19 protein-coding genes are annotated in these 17047 nt (G+C 63.6%); 13 read left to right on the top strand and 6 right to left on the bottom strand.

What is annotated here, in order from left to right:
* Positions 1 to 153: 153 nt before the first annotated feature.
* Positions 154 to 537: a c-type cytochrome gene (locus tag DFR48_RS00845; RefSeq protein ID WP_114361272.1), complete on the bottom strand. Its 384-nt coding sequence runs from the start codon at positions 535 to 537 to the stop codon at positions 154 to 156.
* Positions 538 to 666: 129 nt separating this feature from the next.
* Positions 667 to 1248, bottom strand: coding sequence for a thymidine kinase (locus DFR48_RS00840; protein ID WP_114361795.1), 582 nt, complete (start codon positions 1246 to 1248; stop codon positions 667 to 669).
* A 232-nt stretch (positions 1249 to 1480) separates the two neighbouring features.
* Between DFR48_RS00840 and DFR48_RS00835 the strand changes: the two genes are divergently transcribed.
* The 5 genes from DFR48_RS00835 (at position 1481) to DFR48_RS00815 (ending at position 5749) form a co-directional block, all read left to right on the top strand.
* Entirely contained in the window at positions 1481 to 2437 is a 957-nt protein-coding gene (locus DFR48_RS00835) for a choline ABC transporter substrate-binding protein (RefSeq protein WP_114361271.1), read from the top strand.
* A gap of 89 nt (positions 2438 to 2526) precedes the next feature.
* Positions 2527 to 3399, top strand: coding sequence for a choline ABC transporter permease subunit (gene choW / locus DFR48_RS00830; protein WP_114361270.1), 873 nt, complete (start codon positions 2527 to 2529; stop codon positions 3397 to 3399).
* Entirely contained in the window at positions 3399 to 4445 is a 1047-nt protein-coding gene (gene choV, locus DFR48_RS00825) for a choline ABC transporter ATP-binding protein (protein ID WP_170141765.1), read from the top strand. Before choW ends, choV begins: the two co-directional genes overlap by 1 nt.
* Before the next feature lie 121 nt (positions 4446 to 4566).
* Positions 4567 to 5316, top strand: coding sequence for a HugZ family pyridoxamine 5'-phosphate oxidase (locus tag DFR48_RS00820; RefSeq protein WP_114361268.1), 750 nt, complete (start codon positions 4567 to 4569; stop codon positions 5314 to 5316).
* A gap of 115 nt (positions 5317 to 5431) precedes the next feature.
* Entirely contained in the window at positions 5432 to 5749 is a 318-nt protein-coding gene (locus DFR48_RS00815) for an ArsR/SmtB family transcription factor (protein WP_114361267.1), read from the top strand.
* A gap of 92 nt (positions 5750 to 5841) precedes the next feature.
* Here DFR48_RS00815 and DFR48_RS21735 read toward each other — a convergent pair whose 3' ends face one another.
* On the bottom strand, positions 5842 to 6129 hold the full coding sequence (locus DFR48_RS21735; protein ID WP_170141764.1) for a hypothetical protein: 288 nt from the start codon (positions 6127 to 6129) through the stop codon (positions 5842 to 5844).
* Here DFR48_RS21735 and aptA point away from each other — a divergent pair.
* Positions 6128 to 7456, top strand: coding sequence for an omega-aminotransferase AptA (gene aptA, locus DFR48_RS00810; RefSeq protein WP_114361794.1), 1329 nt, complete (start codon positions 6128 to 6130; stop codon positions 7454 to 7456). The genes DFR48_RS21735 and aptA overlap by 2 nt on opposite strands.
* Before the next feature lie 216 nt (positions 7457 to 7672).
* Positions 7673 to 8779 carry a branched-chain amino acid ABC transporter substrate-binding protein gene (locus DFR48_RS00805; protein WP_114361793.1) on the top strand — a complete coding sequence of 369 codons (1107 nt, stop codon included), beginning with the start codon at positions 7673 to 7675 and terminating at the stop codon, positions 8777 to 8779.
* A gap of 95 nt (positions 8780 to 8874) precedes the next feature.
* Here DFR48_RS00805 and DFR48_RS00800 read toward each other — a convergent pair whose 3' ends face one another.
* Positions 8875 to 9672, bottom strand: a complete 798-nt coding sequence (locus tag DFR48_RS00800) for an SDR family NAD(P)-dependent oxidoreductase (protein ID WP_114361266.1) — start codon at positions 9670 to 9672, stop codon at positions 8875 to 8877.
* A 237-nt stretch (positions 9673 to 9909) separates the two neighbouring features.
* Here DFR48_RS00800 and DFR48_RS00795 point away from each other — a divergent pair, with 237 nt between their 5' ends.
* From DFR48_RS00795 to ade, 6 genes are all read left to right on the top strand, one after another.
* The gene (locus DFR48_RS00795; RefSeq protein ID WP_114361265.1) at positions 9910 to 10311 is read left to right on the top strand and encodes a rhodanese-like domain-containing protein; all 402 of its coding nucleotides are present in this window, start codon (positions 9910 to 9912) and stop codon (positions 10309 to 10311) included.
* An 82-nt stretch (positions 10312 to 10393) separates the two neighbouring features.
* The gene (locus DFR48_RS00790) at positions 10394 to 11263 is read left to right on the top strand and encodes an aldose 1-epimerase family protein (protein ID WP_114361264.1); all 870 of its coding nucleotides are present in this window, start codon (positions 10394 to 10396) and stop codon (positions 11261 to 11263) included.
* A complete protein-coding gene (locus DFR48_RS22340; protein ID WP_114361263.1) occupies positions 11163 to 11537 on the top strand; it encodes an SAM-dependent methyltransferase in 375 nt (124 codons plus the stop codon). Before DFR48_RS00790 ends, DFR48_RS22340 begins: the two co-directional genes overlap by 101 nt.
* Before the next feature lie 89 nt (positions 11538 to 11626).
* Positions 11627 to 12439 carry a cyclase family protein gene (locus tag DFR48_RS00780; RefSeq protein WP_114361262.1) on the top strand — a complete coding sequence of 271 codons (813 nt, stop codon included), beginning with the start codon at positions 11627 to 11629 and terminating at the stop codon, positions 12437 to 12439.
* Complete coding sequence (locus tag DFR48_RS00775; protein WP_114361261.1) at positions 12439 to 12855, top strand: carboxymuconolactone decarboxylase family protein; 417 nt, start codon at positions 12439 to 12441, stop codon at positions 12853 to 12855. Before DFR48_RS00780 ends, DFR48_RS00775 begins: the two co-directional genes overlap by 1 nt.
* A gap of 163 nt (positions 12856 to 13018) precedes the next feature.
* Positions 13019 to 14713: an adenine deaminase gene (gene ade / locus DFR48_RS00770; RefSeq protein WP_170141763.1), complete on the top strand. Its 1695-nt coding sequence runs from the start codon at positions 13019 to 13021 to the stop codon at positions 14711 to 14713.
* 55 nt (positions 14714 to 14768) lie between these two features.
* On the opposite strand, the gene aac(6') is transcribed toward ade, so the two are convergent.
* Together aac(6') and bglA are read right to left on the bottom strand one after the other, a co-directional pair.
* A complete protein-coding gene (aac(6'), locus tag DFR48_RS00765) occupies positions 14769 to 15272 on the bottom strand; it encodes an aminoglycoside 6'-N-acetyltransferase (protein ID WP_425359222.1) in 504 nt (167 codons plus the stop codon).
* The gene (gene bglA / locus DFR48_RS00760; RefSeq protein ID WP_114361258.1) at positions 15206 to 16876 is read right to left on the bottom strand and encodes a beta-galactosidase BglA; all 1671 of its coding nucleotides are present in this window, start codon (positions 16874 to 16876) and stop codon (positions 15206 to 15208) included. Before bglA ends, aac(6') begins: the two co-directional genes overlap by 67 nt.
* Between the last annotated feature and the right edge of the window lie 171 nt (positions 16877 to 17047).

Below are 17047 nucleotides of genomic sequence, written 5' to 3'. Positions count from 1 at the left end.
TAAGGCTGCGAAAGATCAGCTGAAATCTCCGGTCCGACCATTGCGGCCCCGCCTGCCCGCAGCCCCTCCCGCGCGAAGTACCGGAACGCGCGCGAACAGAAAACCCCGCCACCGAACGGCGACGGGGCTTCGCTCCAATGCCGCAAGCGCCGCTTACTGCGCGGCGGCCGGGTCCTTCAGGTAGGCGATGACGTTCTTGATGTCGTCTTCCTTCTTGAGGCCAACGAAGGTCATCGTCGTGCCCTTCACGAGATCGCGCGGCTTGGGAAGGTAGGACTGCAGGAGGTCCTCGGTCCAGGTCTTGCCGTCAGCTCCGAATTCGGTCATCGCCTTGGAATACTTGAACCCCTGAGCGGTCGCGACCGGACGGCCGATCACCCCCTGCAGCGTCGGACCGACTTTGTTCTTGCCGTCGACCGTATGGCAGGCGGCGCATTGTTTAAAAACCTTGGCGCCGGCAACCGGGTCGCCGTCGGCAGCGGCGAAACCTGCAGGCAGGACCAGCGCGGCGGCCAGGACAAGACAGTTGATTTTCATAGAATACCTCTCTCCACGTCGTTGATGCCCCTGGGTAGCCAGTGACGATCGGAAGATAGACGATTTTAAGGCTTTTGCCACGAGGCGGGTTGCCGCGGCGACACGCATCCGACGGCAGATGCGGAAACCTCAGGCACTATTGAATTTTTCGTCCCAGTGCCGGCGGCAGAAGGAATCATACTTCTCGTTGCCGCCGACATCGATCTGCGCGCCCTCCCGGATGAGGTTACCTGCGGCATCGAAGCGGGCGGCCATCGTCGCCTTGCGGCCGCAATGACAGATGGTGCGTATTTCCCTCAGTTCGTCGGCGAGCGCCAGAAGCGCCATCGAGCCGGGAAAGAGCCGGCCCTGGAAATCGGTCCTCAGCCCGTAGGCCATCACCGGGACGGACATCCGGTCGGCGACGCGCGCGAGCTGCCAGACATGCGCCTCGGTCAGGAATTGCGCCTCGTCGATGAAGACACAGGCGATCGCCCCTTCGGCGGCAAGTTCCTCGATTGCGCAGTAGAGGTCGGTCCCGGCGTCGAAGGTCAGCGCATCCGTCGAAAGCCCGATGCGCGAAGCAACCTTGCCCGCACCGCTGCGGTCGTCGAAGGCGGCGGTGAAAGTCACCGTGCGCATGCCGCGCTCCTGATAATTGTAGGAGGCCTGCAGGAGCATCGTGGACTTGCCCGCGTTCATCGATGCGTAATTGAAATAGAGCTTTGCCATGCTTGTGTCTCCGGTCGCAGCCCCTTTCGGAAAAAGCTCGGCCGGATGGAAGCCCGTGGAGCGAAGAATCACAGCTTTTTCCGGAGGCGGCGACAGACGCGCTTTGCGGGAAAATAAATGTCGAGACGTCGCAAAGGGGGTAGGGAGCACGGCGCAAACGCGCGGATGCGCTTGCTTTTGTGGTGTATAGAATGTTGACTTGGGAACATTAAAACAAAAGGGAGTACCACCAATGCAAAAAATCAACTTGCGCCGCCTTTCGATCGCCACGGCTGCGGCCGTGTTCGCGCTCGGAACCGCTTCGGCCTTCGCTGCCGAGCCGGCGAGCTGTTCGCCTGTCCGCTTCTCCGACGTCGGCTGGACCGACATCACCTCGACGACCGCCACGGCATCCGTGATCCTCAAGGCGCTCGGCTACGAGACCTCGGTGACCGTACTCTCCCTCCCGGTCACCTACACCTCGATGAAGAACAAGGACATCGACGTGTTCCTCGGCAACTGGATGCCGAGCCAGAGCAACGACATCAAGCCTTACATCGACGACAAGTCCGTCGAATCCTTCGGACCGAACCTGGAAGGCGCGAAGTACACGCTCGCGACCAACGCCAAGGGTGCCGAACTCGGCATCAAGGACTTCGGCGATATCGCCAAGCACAAGGACGAACTCGACGGCAAGATCTACGGCATCGAGCCGGGCAATGACGGCAACCGTCTCGTTCTCGAAATGATCGAAAAGAACGACTTCGGCCTCGAAGGCTTCGAAGTGGTGGAATCCTCAGAACAGGGCATGCTCGCCCAGGTCGCCCGCGCCGAACAGGAAGGCGCACCGGTCGTCTTCCTCGGCTGGGCTCCGCACCCGATGAACTCCAACTTCAAGCTGACGTACCTCACGGGTGGCGACGACACCTTCGGCCCGAACTTCGGCGGCGCCTCGGTCTACACCAACGTTCGCGCCGGCTATCTCGACGAGTGCCCGAACGTCGGCAAGTTCCTGAAGAACCTCGTCTTCTCGCTCGACATGGAAAACGTCGTGATGGGCAAGATCCTCGATGAGGGCAAGGACCCGGAAGTAGCCGCGACCGAATGGCTGAAGGCCAACGGCTCGGCGGTCGAACCCTGGCTTGCCGGCGTCACCACCAAGGACGGCGGCGACGCTCTGGCAGCGGCAAAGTCGGCGATCGGTTTCTGATCGGTTCGTTGAAACAAACGCGCGGGAATGGCACCATTCCCGCGCGAGCTTTATGAGCGTTTGTTTGGCGCCAGATTCCGGGAACATTCATGAACTTCTTGACCGACTACAAGATCCCGATCGGGGTCGGAGCGAAGGAAGTGGTCGCTTGGCTGACCACCAACCTTAAGATCTTCTTCGATGCGATTGCCGCGATCCTCAACGCGTCCATCAATGCCATGCTCGTCGTCCTGCAGGCGCCGTACCTGAAAGGAACCGGGCTCGAAGACTTTTACCCGCTCCTCATGATCCTCGTCTTCACGGCGGTCGCCTGGTTCGTCAGACGTTCCGCAGGTGTTGCGACCTTCACGCTCATCGGCCTCCTCGTCATCTATAACCAGGGCTACTGGAAAGAGACGATGGAAACGCTGGCGCTGGTGCTCGCAGCCACCGGCGTGTCCATGGTGGTCGGCGTTCCGATCGGCATCGCCTGTGCGCGCCGTCCGTGGCTCTATGCCGGCGTTCGCCCGATGCTCGACCTCATGCAGACGATCCCGACCTTCGTCTACCTGATCCCGGCCCTCATCCTCTTTGGCCTCGGCATGGTTCCGGGCCTCATCGCGACCGTCATCTTCGCTATTCCCGCACCGATCCGCCTCACCCGTCTCGGCATTATCTCGACGCCGCCGTCGCTCGTCGAAGCCGCCGAGGCCTTCGGTGCCACCAAGACGCAGGTGCTGACGAAGGTGGAGCTGCCATTCGCCACGCCGCAGATCATGGCGGGCCTCACGCAGACCATCATGCTGTCGCTCTCGATGGTGGTCATCGCCGCCCTCGTCGGCGCAAGCGGCCTCGGCGTGCCGGTGGTTCGCGCGCTGAACACCGTCAACATCGCCAAGGGCTTCGATTCCGGTCTCTGCATCGTCATCCTGGCCATTATTCTCGACCGTATATTCCGGTCCTCCGACGAAGGAGACGCATGATGACCGCGGTCAAGTTCGATAACGTCTCCATCGTCTTCGGCGCCAATCCGGAACGGGCGCTTGCGCTGGTCGACAAGGGCAAGACGCGCGACGAGATCGGTGCCGAAACCGGCCTGGTGCTCGGCGTCGCCGATGCCTCGCTCACCATCGAAGAGGGCGAGATCCTGGTGCTCATGGGGCTCTCGGGCTCCGGCAAGTCGACGCTCTTGCGTGCCGTCAACGCGCTCGCGCCGGTCGTGCGCGGCGACGTCAGCGTCTCCAACAGAGGCAAGTTCACCAATCCCTACAAGTGCGACCCGGCGGAACTTCGCGACCTGCGCATGCATTCCGTCTCGATGGTGTTCCAGCAATTCGGCCTCCTGCCGTGGCGCACGGTTGCCGAGAACGTCGGCTTCGGCCTCGAACTCGCCGGCGTTCCGGATGCCGAACGCCACAAGATCGTCGGAGAGCAGCTCGAGCTCGTCAACCTGACCGCCTGGGCGGGTCGCAAGGTGCAGGAACTGTCGGGCGGCATGCAGCAGCGGGTCGGCCTCGCCCGCGCCTTTGCCACCGGCGCCCCGATCCTGCTGATGGACGAACCGTTCTCCGCACTCGACCCGCTGATCCGCAACCGCCTGCAGGACGAGTTGCTCGAGTTCCAGAGCCGTCTGAAGAAAACCATCCTCTTCGTCAGCCACGATCTCGACGAAGCGTTCCGCATCGGCAACCGCATCGCCATCATGGAGGGCGGACGCATCATCCAGTGCGGCACGCCGCAGGAGATCGTCAAGAATCCGGCCGACCAGTACGTCGCCGACTTCGTCCAGCACATGAACCCGATCAACATGCTGACTGCCCGCGACGTCATGCGCATGGGCATCGACGCCGCCGCCACCCGCAACGCGGTGATGGGGACGGCAAAACCGGAAACGCCGCTCGTTGACATCCTCGACGCGATGGCGCGTCAACCTGGCGCAATCGGCGTGGTTGACAACGGCACGGTCGTCGGCTCGATTTCCGCCGAAGACATCGTGGCCGGGCTGACGAGGCACCGGCAGAGAGGCTGACCGGCTCGAAGATCAACGTCGGTGTCGCAGCTTTCTGCGGCACCGGCGCGCATCGCGCGCCGCATGGGCGACGGATGACTGCCCCCGGTCCCTCCGACGAAGAGAGGCGAGCAGGAAAACCATGACGGACAAACCTTCGGTCATTCGTGAAACCGACGACGAGGCGCGCGGGCTCGCCCGCCGGCTGCTGCGCTCGGCCCGTTACGTCGCCCTTGCCGTCCTCGACCCGGAGACCGGCTTCCCCTTCGTGAGCCGCGTGCTGCTCGGCACGGACACCGATGGCTCTGCGGTCATCCTCGTCTCGGCACTCTCGGCACACACGCGGGCCCTGAAGAACGATCCGCGCGCCTCCCTGCTGGCCGGCGTTCCCGGCAAGGGCGATCCCCTCGCCCATCCCCGCGTAACGGTCCAGTGCCTCGCCGACGCCGTCGATCGCGACAGCCCCGAGCACGACCGGTTGCGGGCGCGCTTCATCGCCCGCCATCCGAAATCCGCGCTCTACATCGACTTCGGCGACTTCGGCTTCTTCCGGCTAGTGCCCCAGTCGGCAAGCCTCAACGGCGGCTTCGGACGCGCCTATCTGCTGACCGGAGAAGACTTCCGGATCGTCGCTCCTGAGGCGGGAGATATCGCCGGATACGAGGCGGAGGCACTACTAGATTTAGCTGAGGTGGCACCGGATCTGGCAAACGCGATCGCCACCCAAAAATGCGGCCAAAAGCCCGGAAAATGGGCGTTTTGCGGGCTCGACATGGCCGGCATCGACCTCATTTGCGGCGATTCACTCATTCGTTACGAATTCGGTTGCTTAATTACCAGGCGCAAGGACTTGTCATCAGTCCTGACTAATACAGAAAAACCGATACCTTAAATTTAGGAATATACAATTTTTCTTGGATCGCTAGAGTTTCATAGCGGCTTATTTGACTGATTGTAAACGGCACTTTCTCAACCGGAAGGTGCCGTGCATAGGGAAGACTGAACGTATGAAGACCAAATCATTGTCCGAACAATCGACCGTAGCAGCAGGACTTCTGTCGGCCATGGCGAACCCCAAACGATTGATGATTCTCTGCAGCCTGGTGAAGGGAGAAGTACCTGTCGGCGTTCTCGCAACCCAGGTCGGGCTCAGCCAGTCGGCGCTGTCCCAGCATCTGTCGAAGTTGCGTGCCCAGAAGCTCGTGAAGACACGGCGCGACGCACAGACGATTTACTATTCCAGCTCCTCGGAATCCGTCATCAAGATTCTGGAGACGCTGGAAGACATTTATTGTGAGGCAAATACTAACAGAACGGCCGCGTAACCAAGAAGCCCGCATGAGGGGGACAGAGAAGCTGTCGAGAGGGCGATGAACGCCTGAACTCGATACAGCGGCGATTTCGACTGACGAGCATGCTAATAGCCCTGGCCGGCAGATCCATGATCTGCCGGCCTTTGTTTTTTGCGGCAGGACGGGTGGCGAGGCGGAAAAGGACTTCGCAAGTCCGGGCGAAACCCGTTCTTTCCAGCGATTTTCGCCCCCAATCCATAACCACCGAACAGGGCATCCATGACGTTTTGTGATGCCGGGTTGACGCTTGTCCAAGCCTTGATAATTTGGCCCGGCCATTCGCTTTTTTCGGCAGTTTTGCAGCCAATCGGGAAATGGCCGCCCACAAAATCAACGGCCATGGAGAGCATCATGTCCAACCGCCTGACTTCCACCCCCAACGACCTGCGCGCCTTCTGGATGCCGTTCACCGCCAACCGGCAGTTCAAGAAAGCGCCGCGCCTCTTCGTCGGGGCGAAGGATATGTACTACACGACCCATGACGGACGGCAGGTGCTAGACGGCACCGCCGGCCTCTGGTGCGTCAACGCCGGCCACTGCCGCCCGCAGATCACCGAAGCGATCCGCGAGCAGGCCGGCGAACTCGACTACGCGCCGGCCTTCCAGCTCGGCCACCCGAAGGCCTTCGAGCTCGCCAACCGACTGGTCGACATCGCCCCGGACGGCATGAGCCACGTCTTCTACACCAATTCCGGTTCGGAGTCGGTCGACACCGCGCTGAAGATCGCGCTCGCCTACCAGCGCGTGAAGGGTGAAGGTACCCGCACCCGCCTGATCGGCCGCGAACGTGGCTATCACGGGATCAACTTCGGCGGCATGTCGGTCGGCGGCATCGTCGGAAACCGCAAGATGTTCGGCACGCTGCTCGCCGGCGTCGACCACATCCGCCATACCCACCAGCCGGACAAGAACGCCTTCACCAAGGGGCAGCCGGAATACGGCGCCGAACTCGCCGACGATCTGGAACGCCTGGTCAACCTGCACGACGCTTCAACGATCGCGGCCGTCATCGTCGAGCCGGTCGCCGGCTCCACCGGCGTCCTCATCCCACCGAAGGGTTACCTGCAGCGCCTGCGCGAAATCTGCGACAAGTACGGCATCCTGCTGATCTTCGACGAAGTCATTACCGGCTTCGGTCGCCTCGGCACGCCGTTCGCCACGCAGTATTTCGACGTCAAGCCTGACATCATCACCACCGCCAAGGGACTTACGAACGGCGTGATCCCGATGGGTGCCGTCTTCGTCACCTCCGAGATCCACGACGCCTTCATGACCGGCCCGGAGCACCTCATCGAGTTCGCCCACGGCTACACCTATTCCGGCAACCCGATCGCGTCCGCGGCCGGCATCGGCACGCTCAACACCTATCGTGACGAAGGGCTGCTCACCCGCGCCTCCGAGCTCGCCCCCTACTGGGAAGAACAGCTCCACTCCCTGCGCGATTGCCCGAACGTGATCGACATCCGCAACATCGGCCTCATCGGCGCAATCGAGCTCGCGCCGATCGCCGGCGAACCGACCAAGCGCGCCTTCAACGCCTTCCTGAAGGCGTATGAAGACGGGCTGCTGATCCGCACCACCGGCGACATCATCGCGCTGTCGCCACCGCTGATCATCACCAAGGACCAGATCGACGAACTCTTCGGCAAGCTGCGCAAGGTTCTGCTGAACAATATCTGATCCGCCGTTTCCCTCCCCCGCCTCGCGGGGGAGGCTACCCCGCCGATGCATATTTGCACGCAAAGCACGTTACCTTTCATCGCCTTTCACGCTATTGTCGCATCCGCGACTTCGATAGCCATGAACGAAGCACCGACCCGGCGGCTCCTGAACCGGGGCCTGCCGGAGACGAACGGTGCCGAGCCTGGGCCGAAGGGCCCATCCAAGGAGACGAAAATGAACCTGAAACTCTTGACCGGCACCGCCCTGGTTGCCTCGCTGGCATTCGTACAAGCAGCCCATGCCGAAATCGTCCTCGGACTGATCGCACCGCTGACCGGCCCGGTCGCCGCCTATGGCGAGCAGGTGAAGAACGGCGCCGAAACCGCCATCAAGGAAATCAACAAGAACGGCGGCATTCTCGGCGAGCAGGTCGTCCTGAAGGTCGCCGACGACGCCGGCGAACCGAAACAGGGCGTTTCGGCGGCAAACCAGCTGGTCGGCGAAGGCGTCCGCTTCGTCGTCGGGCCGGTGACCTCAGGCGTCGCCATTCCGGCCTCCGACGTCCTTGCCGAAAACGGCGTCCTGATGGTGACGCCGACCGCCACCGCCCCGGACCTCACCAATCGCGGCCTCACCAACATCCTGCGCACCTGCGGTCGTGACGACCAGCAGGCGGAAGTCGCCGCGAAATACGTGCTCGACGCGTTCAAGGACAAGCGTGTCGCCATCCTCAACGACAAGGGCCAGTACGGCAAGGGCCTCGCCGACGCCTTCAAGAAGACGCTGAACGAGGGCGGCATCACCGAAGTCTTCAACGACGCGCTCACGCCCGGCGAGAAGGACTTCAGCGCGCTCACCACCCGTCTGAAGGCGGAGAAGGTCGACGTCGTCTATTTCGGCGGCTACCATCCGGAGGCCGGTCTGCTCGTGCGGCAGATGCGCGACCTCAACATGGACGCGACGCTCATCGGCGGCGACGGCCTGTCAAACACGGAGTTCTGGACGATCGGCACCGAGGCTGCGGCCGGCACGGTCTTCACCAACGCCTCCGACGCACTGAAGAACCCGGACTCGAAGGCTGCCGCCGACGCGCTTGCTGCCGCCAATATTCCGGCCGAGGCCTTCACCCTGAACGCCTACGCAGCCGTCGAAGTGCTGAAGGCCGGCATAGAGAAGGTCGGAAGCGCCGAGGACGCGGAAGCCGTCGCAACCGCGTTGAAGAGTGGCGAACCGATCGCAACCGCGATCGGCAAGGTCACCTACGGCGAAACCGGCGACCTCACCTCGCAGGCCTTCTCGCTCTACAAGTGGGAAGACGGCAAGATCGTCCCGGCCGAGTAAGGTCGAAATCACCACGACTCCGGGAGGCGGCTGGCGACAGCCGCCTTCTTGCATTTCGAACATGCAGGAAAGTCCGTGGCCGGTCGATCGCCGCGTCAGTCCGCGATCATGCCCGAGGTGAGGTTCACATAGGCGGCCGTCATGGCGCGCGCCCTGTCCGACATCAGGAAGACAGCCGTCTGGGCAACGTCCTGCAGGGTCGGCAACCGTCCGAGCATGGTCGTTCCGGCCGCCGCGCCGAGCCATTCGTCGACCGCCAGCCCCATCGCCGCCGCCTTCGCCTCGAACAGCTTCGCGGTGTAGGAGCCGGCCCTTGGCGCATCCGCGAGCGCATGCGGACCAAGACAAACGGCGCGAATGTTGCGCGGACCGAGCTCCGCTGCCAAGACCCGGGTAAAGGCCTCGACGCCGGCGGACGCGACGCTGTTTCCGAGATGGCCGGGCACGGCAGTGCGGCCTCCCGGCGTCGTCAACGTCAGCACCAGACCCTGACGTGTCTTGCCCATGCGCGGCAGGGCGGCCTTGGTGGTGTTGAACAGCGAAGCGAGAACGCCGTCGACCGGAACCATGAAGGTGTCGACATCGAGAGCGTCGATCTGCGTGCCCTGGTCGTGCGGCACGCTCGTCGCATCCATGACGACGTCGATCTCGTCCACCCCCGCCGCGATCCCGGCGACCGACCGGGCGACCACGTCGGAACGCTGCGTATCCACCACAAAGGTTTCGAGCCTCCCGTGCCCGGTGTCGAGCAAGGACGCCGCTGCCGCGAGCCGCTGAGCATCCCGTGCGCCGATGAAGACCCGGGCGCCCTCGGCGAGGCAGGCACCGGCGACCGCGGAGCCGATCGCCCCCGAGCCGCCGAAGATGACGATGTTTTTGTTCGAGAGAAACATGATGACCTCCACGGGCTGGTGCGAACGGCAATGCCTGCCGCGCGCTACGGCTTTTATTCACCCATATGGTTGAATATCTTCTTCATAGACCGCAGAGACAAGATAATCAACCATGCGGTTGAATATTCATTGCCGGTCTTCGACCAAGGCATCCGGTGACAGCGGCGACCGGGCTGCTATGGTCCGTTCCACGATAGATCGGGAGAACGGCGTCCTCGCGCCGCAGGGGGGGACAAAATGAAGAAGGGTTACAAGGCCTTGCTCGCGGAGGCGAATGCGGTCGTCGAAGCGATCGACGCAGCTGAGGGAAGGACGTTGCACGGTCGCCGTGACGTTGTCTTCGTCGATTTGCGCGATCCGCGGGAGCGGGAACGGGAGGGCACGATCGAGGGTGCCTTCTCCTGTCCGCGCGGCATGCTGGAATTCTGGATCGACCCGGAAAGCCCCTATCACAAGCCCGTCTTCGCCGGGAACAGTCGCTTCGTCTTCTTCTGTGCAAGCGGCTGGCGCTCCGCACTCGCAGCGAAAACGGCCGGCGAGATGGGCCTCGAGAGCGTCTGCCATCTTGAGGGCGGCTTCACCGCCTGGCGGGCCGCCGGTCATCCGGTCGAGGCGGTGGCGGCGAAGCCGCGGACGTGAACCGGAAAGCGCCGCGCACGTTGCTGCTGGCGGCAACCGCCGCGCTTGCGCTATGATCGGTACGTGAAAGGCGGGTGTCATCATGTCGGAGACGATTCTGATCGAGAACGAAGAGCTCGCCGTCGAGGTGCATCATCTCGGTGCCGAGATGCAGTCGTTGAGAACCGCGGACGGCCGCGATTTTCTCTGGAACGGTGACGCCCGATGGTGGACGGGCCGCTCGCCGATCCTCTTTCCCATCGTAGGCAAGGCGCCGGACGACGTGATCGCCGTCAACGGCAAGACCTATCCGATGGCGCAGCACGGCTTCGCCCGGCGACGCATCTTCGACCTCGTCGATCACACGACAAACGCCTGCCGGCACCGCCTCGTCTCGACGGAGGAAACGCGCGAGATCTATCCCTTCGACTTCGGCCTCGCCGTCGAGCATCGCCTCGACGGCCGGACCCTGACTGTCACCGCCGAGGTGACCAATCCGGGAGACAGCCCCCTTCCCTTCGGCATCGGCTTCCACCCGGCGTTCCTGTGGCCCCTGCCCGGCGCGACCGGAAAGGCGCATCACGTGATCCTCGACAACGGCGCCGAACCGGGCGTCGTGCAGCTGGAGAACGGCCTGATCGGAAAGACACTGCACGGCTCGCCCTTCAAGGCGGGGCACCTGGAGCTCGCGCCCTCGCTCTTCGAGAACGATGCGCTGATCTTCCCCGAAGGCACCGGCACCGGCCTCACCTACGGCGCCGACGGCGGACCGAAGCTGCATTTCACCTTCGAGAACCTGCCCATCGTCGCGCTCTGGCAGAAACCCGGAGCCCCCTTCCTCTGCATCGAACCCTGGCACGGCATGGCGGCGCATGCCGGCGGCACAGCCGAACTGGTCGAGCGTCCCTATACGGTGGCTCTCGCCGCGGGCGAGAGCATGCGCTTCGGGTTTGCGGTCGAGATCAGGGCGTAGGTCGCTGGCGGCACGGGCATCGCAACGTCTCGTCGAGATCGCAGATGCCCTGCCGCTTGCTGCCGGAATGCGTAGCCTCGAGGTCGGCTGCGGCCCCGGAGTGCTCGCCAGCCTCATCGCCGAACGGCTGTCAGGCGAATGCTTCGTCCTCGGCATCGACCGCTCCGTCAAGGCCGTCGCGGCGGCGCGTGCGTCGGTTACCGCCTTCGCTTTTCCGAATGCCCTGTCCTTCCGGCAGGCGAGCGCGGAGGAACTGGCGCTTCCGCGCACCTGACCCACTCTCCCGGCCGGCCGTGCCACTTGCCGAACCTTCCGCATCCTCTACTCTCTGCCTGCCAGTCCATTTGGAGAGGATGAAATCCTATGTGCAATCATTGCGTGATCGAGAATGTGAAGCAAAACATGCTGTCGCGACGCTCCCTGTTCACGGGCATGGCGATTGCGGGCGCAGCAGTCGTCGGAAGCGGCATGAAGACGCCGGTGCTCGCACAGCAGAGCCCGGGCAAGGTGGTGGACCTGACCCACGCCTATGACGGGTCCTTCCCGACCTTCGACGGCAAGCCGGGCATCGAATACGAATGGGCCGTGGAGATCGCGAAAAACGGCTATCAACTCCACAAGCTGACGATCTTCGAACACACGGGCACGCATATCGACGCACCGTTCCATTTCAGCGCCGACGGCAAGAGCGTCGACCAGATCGAGCCGGAGAAGCTGGTGGCGCCGCTCGCCATCATCGACATCACCGACCGGGCGAAGGACGATGCCAACACGACCGTCGAGGCCGCTGACATCGAAGCCTGGATCAGCGCCAATGGCGAGATCCCGAAGGGTGCGGTCGTGGCACTGCGATCCGGATGGTCGAAGAAGGTGACCGATCCTTCCTTCCGGACGGACGGCGACGGCAAGTTTGCCTTTCCGGGCTTCGGCAAGTCGGCGACCGATCTGCTCGCGACGCTGGACGTGGCCGCCATCGGAGTCGACACCCTGTCGCTCGATCCCGGCAACTCGGCCGACTTCGCCGTACACAACACCTGGCTGCCGGGCGGGCGCTACGGGATCGAATGCCTGAACAATCTCGAGGAACTGCCGGTCAAGGGAGCGACGATCGTCGTCGGCGCACCGAAGCACAAGGGCGGCACCGGCGGCCCCGCTCGCGTTCTGGCGCTCGTCTGATGGCGGTCTTTCCCGTGCTCACCGACGAGGAGGCGAGTGCGGAAGCACTCGCCGTCTTCAACGAGATCCGCGAACGCCGCAGGACCGATTACGTCAACAACTTCTGGCGGGTCCTGGCCCATGATCCGGTCCAGCTTCGGGCCGTCTGGGAGAAGGCGCAATCGGTCATGGCGCCGGGCGCGCTCGACCCTCTGGTCAAAGAGCTGATCTACATCGCCGTATCGGTCGTCAACGGCTGCAGCTATTGCATCCACTCCCATTCGGCGGCGGCCAGGGTGAAAGGTATGACACCGCAGATGCACGCCGAGCTTCTCGAAGTCATCGCGCTCGCCAGCCAGACGAACGCGCTCGCGGTCGCGCTCGGCGTACCCGTCGACGCCCGTTTCGATGCGGCACAGGCCGACGCAGACCGATAGGGCGAAGTCAAGCGCGGCAGAGGAGCGTGGGGGCGCCGACGCTGGGACGACGACGGCGCGTAAGGGTATGTGGATGTCGCGGCTCGCTGATATCGCTGCCCTTCCCCACCCCCCTCGCAAGTCGCTACAGTGATGCCGGATGGACAAGAATCGGAGACACCGCATGACTGACCTCGAACGCCGCATCGACCAGGGAACGGGACGCGAACCGGCCGACATGGTGCTCAAGGGTGGGCGCTTCTTCGATCTCGTGACCGGCGAACTGGTGGCCTCCGACATCGCAATCTGCGGCGGCACCATCGTCGGCACCTGCGGGGACTACCACGGCCGCGAGGAGATCGACATTTCAGGCCGCATCGTGGTGCCGGGCTTCATCGACACCCATCTCCACATCGAATCCTCGCTGGTAACGCCCCATGAGTTCGACCGCTGCGTCCTGCCCTACGGCGTCACGACCGTCATCTGCGATCCGCATGAGATCGCCAACGTTCTCGGCACCGAGGGCATCCAGTTCTTCCTCGACAGCGCGCTCGAAACGATCATGGATATCCGCGTCCAGCTCTCCTCCTGCGTTCCGGCGACCCATCTCGAAACCTCCGGCGCCGACCTGCCGATCGAGCGTCTCCTGCCCTTCCGCAGTCATCCGAAGGTGATCGGCCTCGCCGAGTTCATGAATTTCCCGGGCGTGATCCACAAGGATCCCGTCTGCATGGCGAAGCTCGAAGCCTTCCAGGGCGGCCATATCGACGGCCATTCGCCGCTTCTTTCCGGCAACGACCTGAACGGCTATCTCGCCGCCGGCATCCGCACCGATCACGAATGCACCACAGCCGAAGAGGCGCTCGAAAAGATCCGCAAGGGCATGCACATCCTCGTGCGCGAGGGCTCGGTATCGAAGGATCTCCACGCGCTGATGCCGATCCTCACCGAGCGGCTCTCGCCTTTCCTCGCGCTCTGCACCGACGACCGCAATCCGCTCGACATCGCCGAACAGGGCCATCTCGACTACATGATCCGCGAGGCAATCGAAAACGGCGTCGACCCGGTCGCCGTCTATCGTGCCGCCTCGATCTCGGCGGCCCGCGCCTTCGGGCTCCGCGACCGCGGCCTCGTCGCCCCCGGCTGGCGCGCCGACCTCGTGGTCATCGACAGTCTCGAGAACTGCAAGGCTGAAATGGTCTTCGCGGCCGGCCGGCGCGTGACGGACGAACTCTTCGCAACCCGCAAGCCGGTCGCGCCCGTCGGCCTCGACAGCGTCAAGGCGCGGATCGTCAAGGCGGCGGATTTCGGCGTGCCGGTAACGGAGGGCGAGACGCCGGTGATCGGCGTGCTGCCGGGCAAGATCATCACCGAACATCGCCGCTACCATCTGCCGACCTCCGGCAACCAGACCGCCGTCGATCTCGACCGCGACATCATCAAGGTCGCCGTCATCGAGCGCCACGGCAAGAACGGCAACCATGCCAACGGCTTCGTGCAGGGTTTTGGACTGAAACGCGGCGCGATCGCCTCCACCGTCGGCCACGACAGCCACAATATCTGCGTCGTCGGCGTCAGCGAGGACGACATGGCGCTTGCCGCCAACCGCCTCGGCGAGATCAAGGGCGGTTTCGTGGTTGTCGACGGCGGCAAGGTGACCGGCGAGATCGCCCTCCCCGTCGCCGGGCTAATGAGCCTCGAGCCGTACGAGACCGTGCGCGACACCCTGCACGACCTGCGTCACGCGGCCTATGCGCTCGGCACCACGCTGCAGGAGCCCTTCCTGCAGGTCGCCTTCCTGCCGCTGCCGGTCATCCCGCATTTGAAGATCTCGGACATGGGCATGGTCGACGTCGACAAGTTCATGCTGCTCGGGTGAGGAATAAAGCGGTCTCCGGCACGTTCGGCTGCAAGCCGCCGTTTTCCGGAAACGCTCACAGCTCCTTGCGGAAATAGACCACCCGTTGCGTCTCCTCGAAACCCAGATGCCTGTGCATCGCATGTGAGACCGTGTTGGCAAGATCGGCGTCGGAGGCAAGCTCCCGCACGCCGATCTCGCGCGCCCATTGCTCGACGGCAGCGACGAGTTGACCGGCAACGCCGCGGCGACGGTGTTCGGGCACGACGAAGATGCCCTCGAGAAAGCCGACCGGCGAGGTTTCGCAACCGTTGACGGAATCCCGACGAAGGCTCGCCTCGGCAAAGCCGCAGACGCTTCCTCCCTCCTCGTACAGGAAGGCGGCGAAACGGTCGGGAGCCTCCAGCATGGCGGCCTGTTCGCCGGAATGCGCATCTACCGGGGTGTCCGGCCAGAGCTGCAGTCGCAGCCTTCCCCATGCAGCCGAATCGTCAACGGTGGCCCTACGGACCTTCATGCGCCTACCCTCACACAGCAGCCATCGAGGGCGCCGAGCCGCAGCTGCCCCTTTTCGATACATCCGGTGCAGCCGGGCAGCTCCAGCACTTCCTTGACGGTAACATGGGCCGGCAAGGCCACGTCCTGCGGTCCACGGCGCATGTTGAAGACGAAGAGCAGTCGTTCCCCGCCCTTGTCGCGCGTGAAAGCGAGCACGTCCTCCTCCATGTCCACGAAGGTCAGGCCGCCTTCGACCATCGCCGGATGCGCCTTGCGGAAGGCGATCGTCCGGCGATAGTGGTTGAGGACGGATTCCTCCGCCGCCTCCTGCACTTCCACGGACAGGGCCTTGTGCTCACCCGGAACCGGCAGCCAGGATTTATGCCCCGACGAGAAGCCGGCATGATTACCGCCGGAGGTCCAGACCATCGGCGTGCGACACCCGTCGCGGCCCTTGTAGGCCGGCCAGAACCGGATGCCGTAGGGGTCGCGCAGGTCCTCGAAGGAAAGCTCGGCCTCCGGCAATCCCAGTTCCTCGCCCTGATAGAGACAAATCGAGCCGCGCAAGGCGGCAAGGATGCTGATCGACAGCCGCGCGACCGCCTCGCGTTCTTCCGCCGATTGCGAAAAGCGGCTCGCATGGCGCTCCACGTCGTGATTGGAGAAGGCCCAGCAGATCCAGCCGTCGGAAATCATCTCTTCCGCAGCGCGGACGCAAGTGCGGATGTGGTTCGCAGTAAAGTCCGGCGAGAGAAGGTCGAAGGTGTAGCACATGTGCAGCTTGTCGCCGCCGCTGGTATAGGCCGCGACGGTCTTCAGCGAGCGGGCGCCGTCACCCACCTCGCCGACGGTCGTGCGCCCCGGATAGCGATCGATCAAAGCCCTCAGTCGTTCGAGGAAAACGAGATTCTCCGGCTGGGTCTTGTCGTAGAGGTGGTTCTGCATGCCATAGGGATTGACGTCGGGCGCATCGAGGCCCGGCGCATCGTCGTCCTTCACCATCGCCGGATTGTCCCGGAGTTCCCGGTCGTGGAAGAAATAGTTGACCGTGTCGAGGCGGAAGCCGTCGGCGCCGCGCTTCAGCCAGAACTCGACGACCTGCAGCAGCGCCGCCTGAACCTCCGGATTGTGGAAGTTGAGGTCCGGCTGGCTCGCGAGGAAATTGTGCATGTAATACTGCTTGCGCACGCCGTCCCATTCCCAGGCCGGACCGCCGAATATCGAGAGCCAGTTGTTGGGCGCCGTGCCGTCCGGCTTCGGGTCGGCCCAGACATACCAGTCCGCCTTGGGATTGTGGCGGTGCGCGCGGCTTTCTTCGAACCAGGGATGCCGGTCGGAGGTGTGCGACAGAACCTGGTCAATGATGACCTTGAGGCCGAGCCGGTGCGCCTCCTTCATCAGTTCGTCGAAATCCGCGAGCGTCCCGAACATCGGATCGACGTCGCAATAGTCGGCGACGTCATAGCCCATGTCGGCCATTGGTGAGGTAAAGAATGGTGAAAGCCAGATCGCGTCCACCCCGAGCGAGGCGATGTAACCGAGCCGCTGCGTCACGCCCCTGAGATCGCCGATGCCGTCGCCGTCCGTATCCTGGAAGGACCGCGGATAGACCTGGTAGATCGTGGCGCCTCGCCACCAATCCGATCGGCTCGTTCGGCTACTGCTCTTACGGTCGGGAGAGGGCATCGAGGCTCCTGCGGTTCGGCCAGTGGTGATCGTGGGGGCAGTATAGGCGACGGCGGCAACGAGGCCAGAGGCCGATGTTGTGAACAGGCGGGTGACATCAACCTGTAACACTGCGGCCACATAAAGCCTGAAGAAAGCGGAGGGTTCCCGCCTTCCGGTGCCGAAGAGAAG

It is taken from the genome of Ciceribacter lividus, from assembly GCF_003337715.1.
Lineage (GTDB): Bacteria > Pseudomonadota > Alphaproteobacteria > Rhizobiales > Rhizobiaceae > Allorhizobium > Allorhizobium lividum.
Note: the sequence above shows the minus strand (reverse complement) of the source record. Positions and strands in the feature narration are given on the sequence as shown.

Coding starts and splice junctions, on each gene's coding strand:
- DFR48_RS00845 (WP_114361272.1), bottom strand. CDS start 537: ATGAAAATCAACTGTCTTGTCCTGGCCGCCGCGCTGGTCCTGCCTGCA.
- DFR48_RS00840 (WP_114361795.1), bottom strand. CDS start 1,248: ATGGCAAAGCTCTATTTCAATTACGCATCGATGAACGCGGGCAAGTCC.
- DFR48_RS00835 (WP_114361271.1), top strand. CDS start 1,481: ATGCAAAAAATCAACTTGCGCCGCCTTTCGATCGCCACGGCTGCGGCC.
- choW (WP_114361270.1), top strand. CDS start 2,527: ATGAACTTCTTGACCGACTACAAGATCCCGATCGGGGTCGGAGCGAAG.
- choV (WP_170141765.1), top strand. CDS start 3,399: ATGACCGCGGTCAAGTTCGATAACGTCTCCATCGTCTTCGGCGCCAAT.
- DFR48_RS00820 (WP_114361268.1), top strand. CDS start 4,567: ATGACGGACAAACCTTCGGTCATTCGTGAAACCGACGACGAGGCGCGC.
- DFR48_RS00815 (WP_114361267.1), top strand. CDS start 5,432: ATGAAGACCAAATCATTGTCCGAACAATCGACCGTAGCAGCAGGACTT.
- aptA (WP_114361794.1), top strand. CDS start 6,128: ATGTCCAACCGCCTGACTTCCACCCCCAACGACCTGCGCGCCTTCTGG.
- DFR48_RS21735 (WP_170141764.1), bottom strand. CDS start 6,129: ATGATGCTCTCCATGGCCGTTGATTTTGTGGGCGGCCATTTCCCGATT.
- DFR48_RS00805 (WP_114361793.1), top strand. CDS start 7,673: ATGAACCTGAAACTCTTGACCGGCACCGCCCTGGTTGCCTCGCTGGCA.
- DFR48_RS00800 (WP_114361266.1), bottom strand. CDS start 9,672: ATGTTTCTCTCGAACAAAAACATCGTCATCTTCGGCGGCTCGGGGGCG.
- DFR48_RS00795 (WP_114361265.1), top strand. CDS start 9,910: ATGAAGAAGGGTTACAAGGCCTTGCTCGCGGAGGCGAATGCGGTCGTC.
- DFR48_RS00790 (WP_114361264.1), top strand. CDS start 10,394: ATGTCGGAGACGATTCTGATCGAGAACGAAGAGCTCGCCGTCGAGGTG.
- DFR48_RS22340 (WP_114361263.1), top strand. CDS start 11,163: ATGCCGGCGGCACAGCCGAACTGGTCGAGCGTCCCTATACGGTGGCTC.
- DFR48_RS00780 (WP_114361262.1), top strand. CDS start 11,627: ATGTGCAATCATTGCGTGATCGAGAATGTGAAGCAAAACATGCTGTCG.
- DFR48_RS00775 (WP_114361261.1), top strand. CDS start 12,439: ATGGCGGTCTTTCCCGTGCTCACCGACGAGGAGGCGAGTGCGGAAGCA.
- ade (WP_170141763.1), top strand. CDS start 13,019: ATGACTGACCTCGAACGCCGCATCGACCAGGGAACGGGACGCGAACCG.
- bglA (WP_114361258.1), bottom strand. CDS start 16,876: ATGCCCTCTCCCGACCGTAAGAGCAGTAGCCGAACGAGCCGATCGGAT.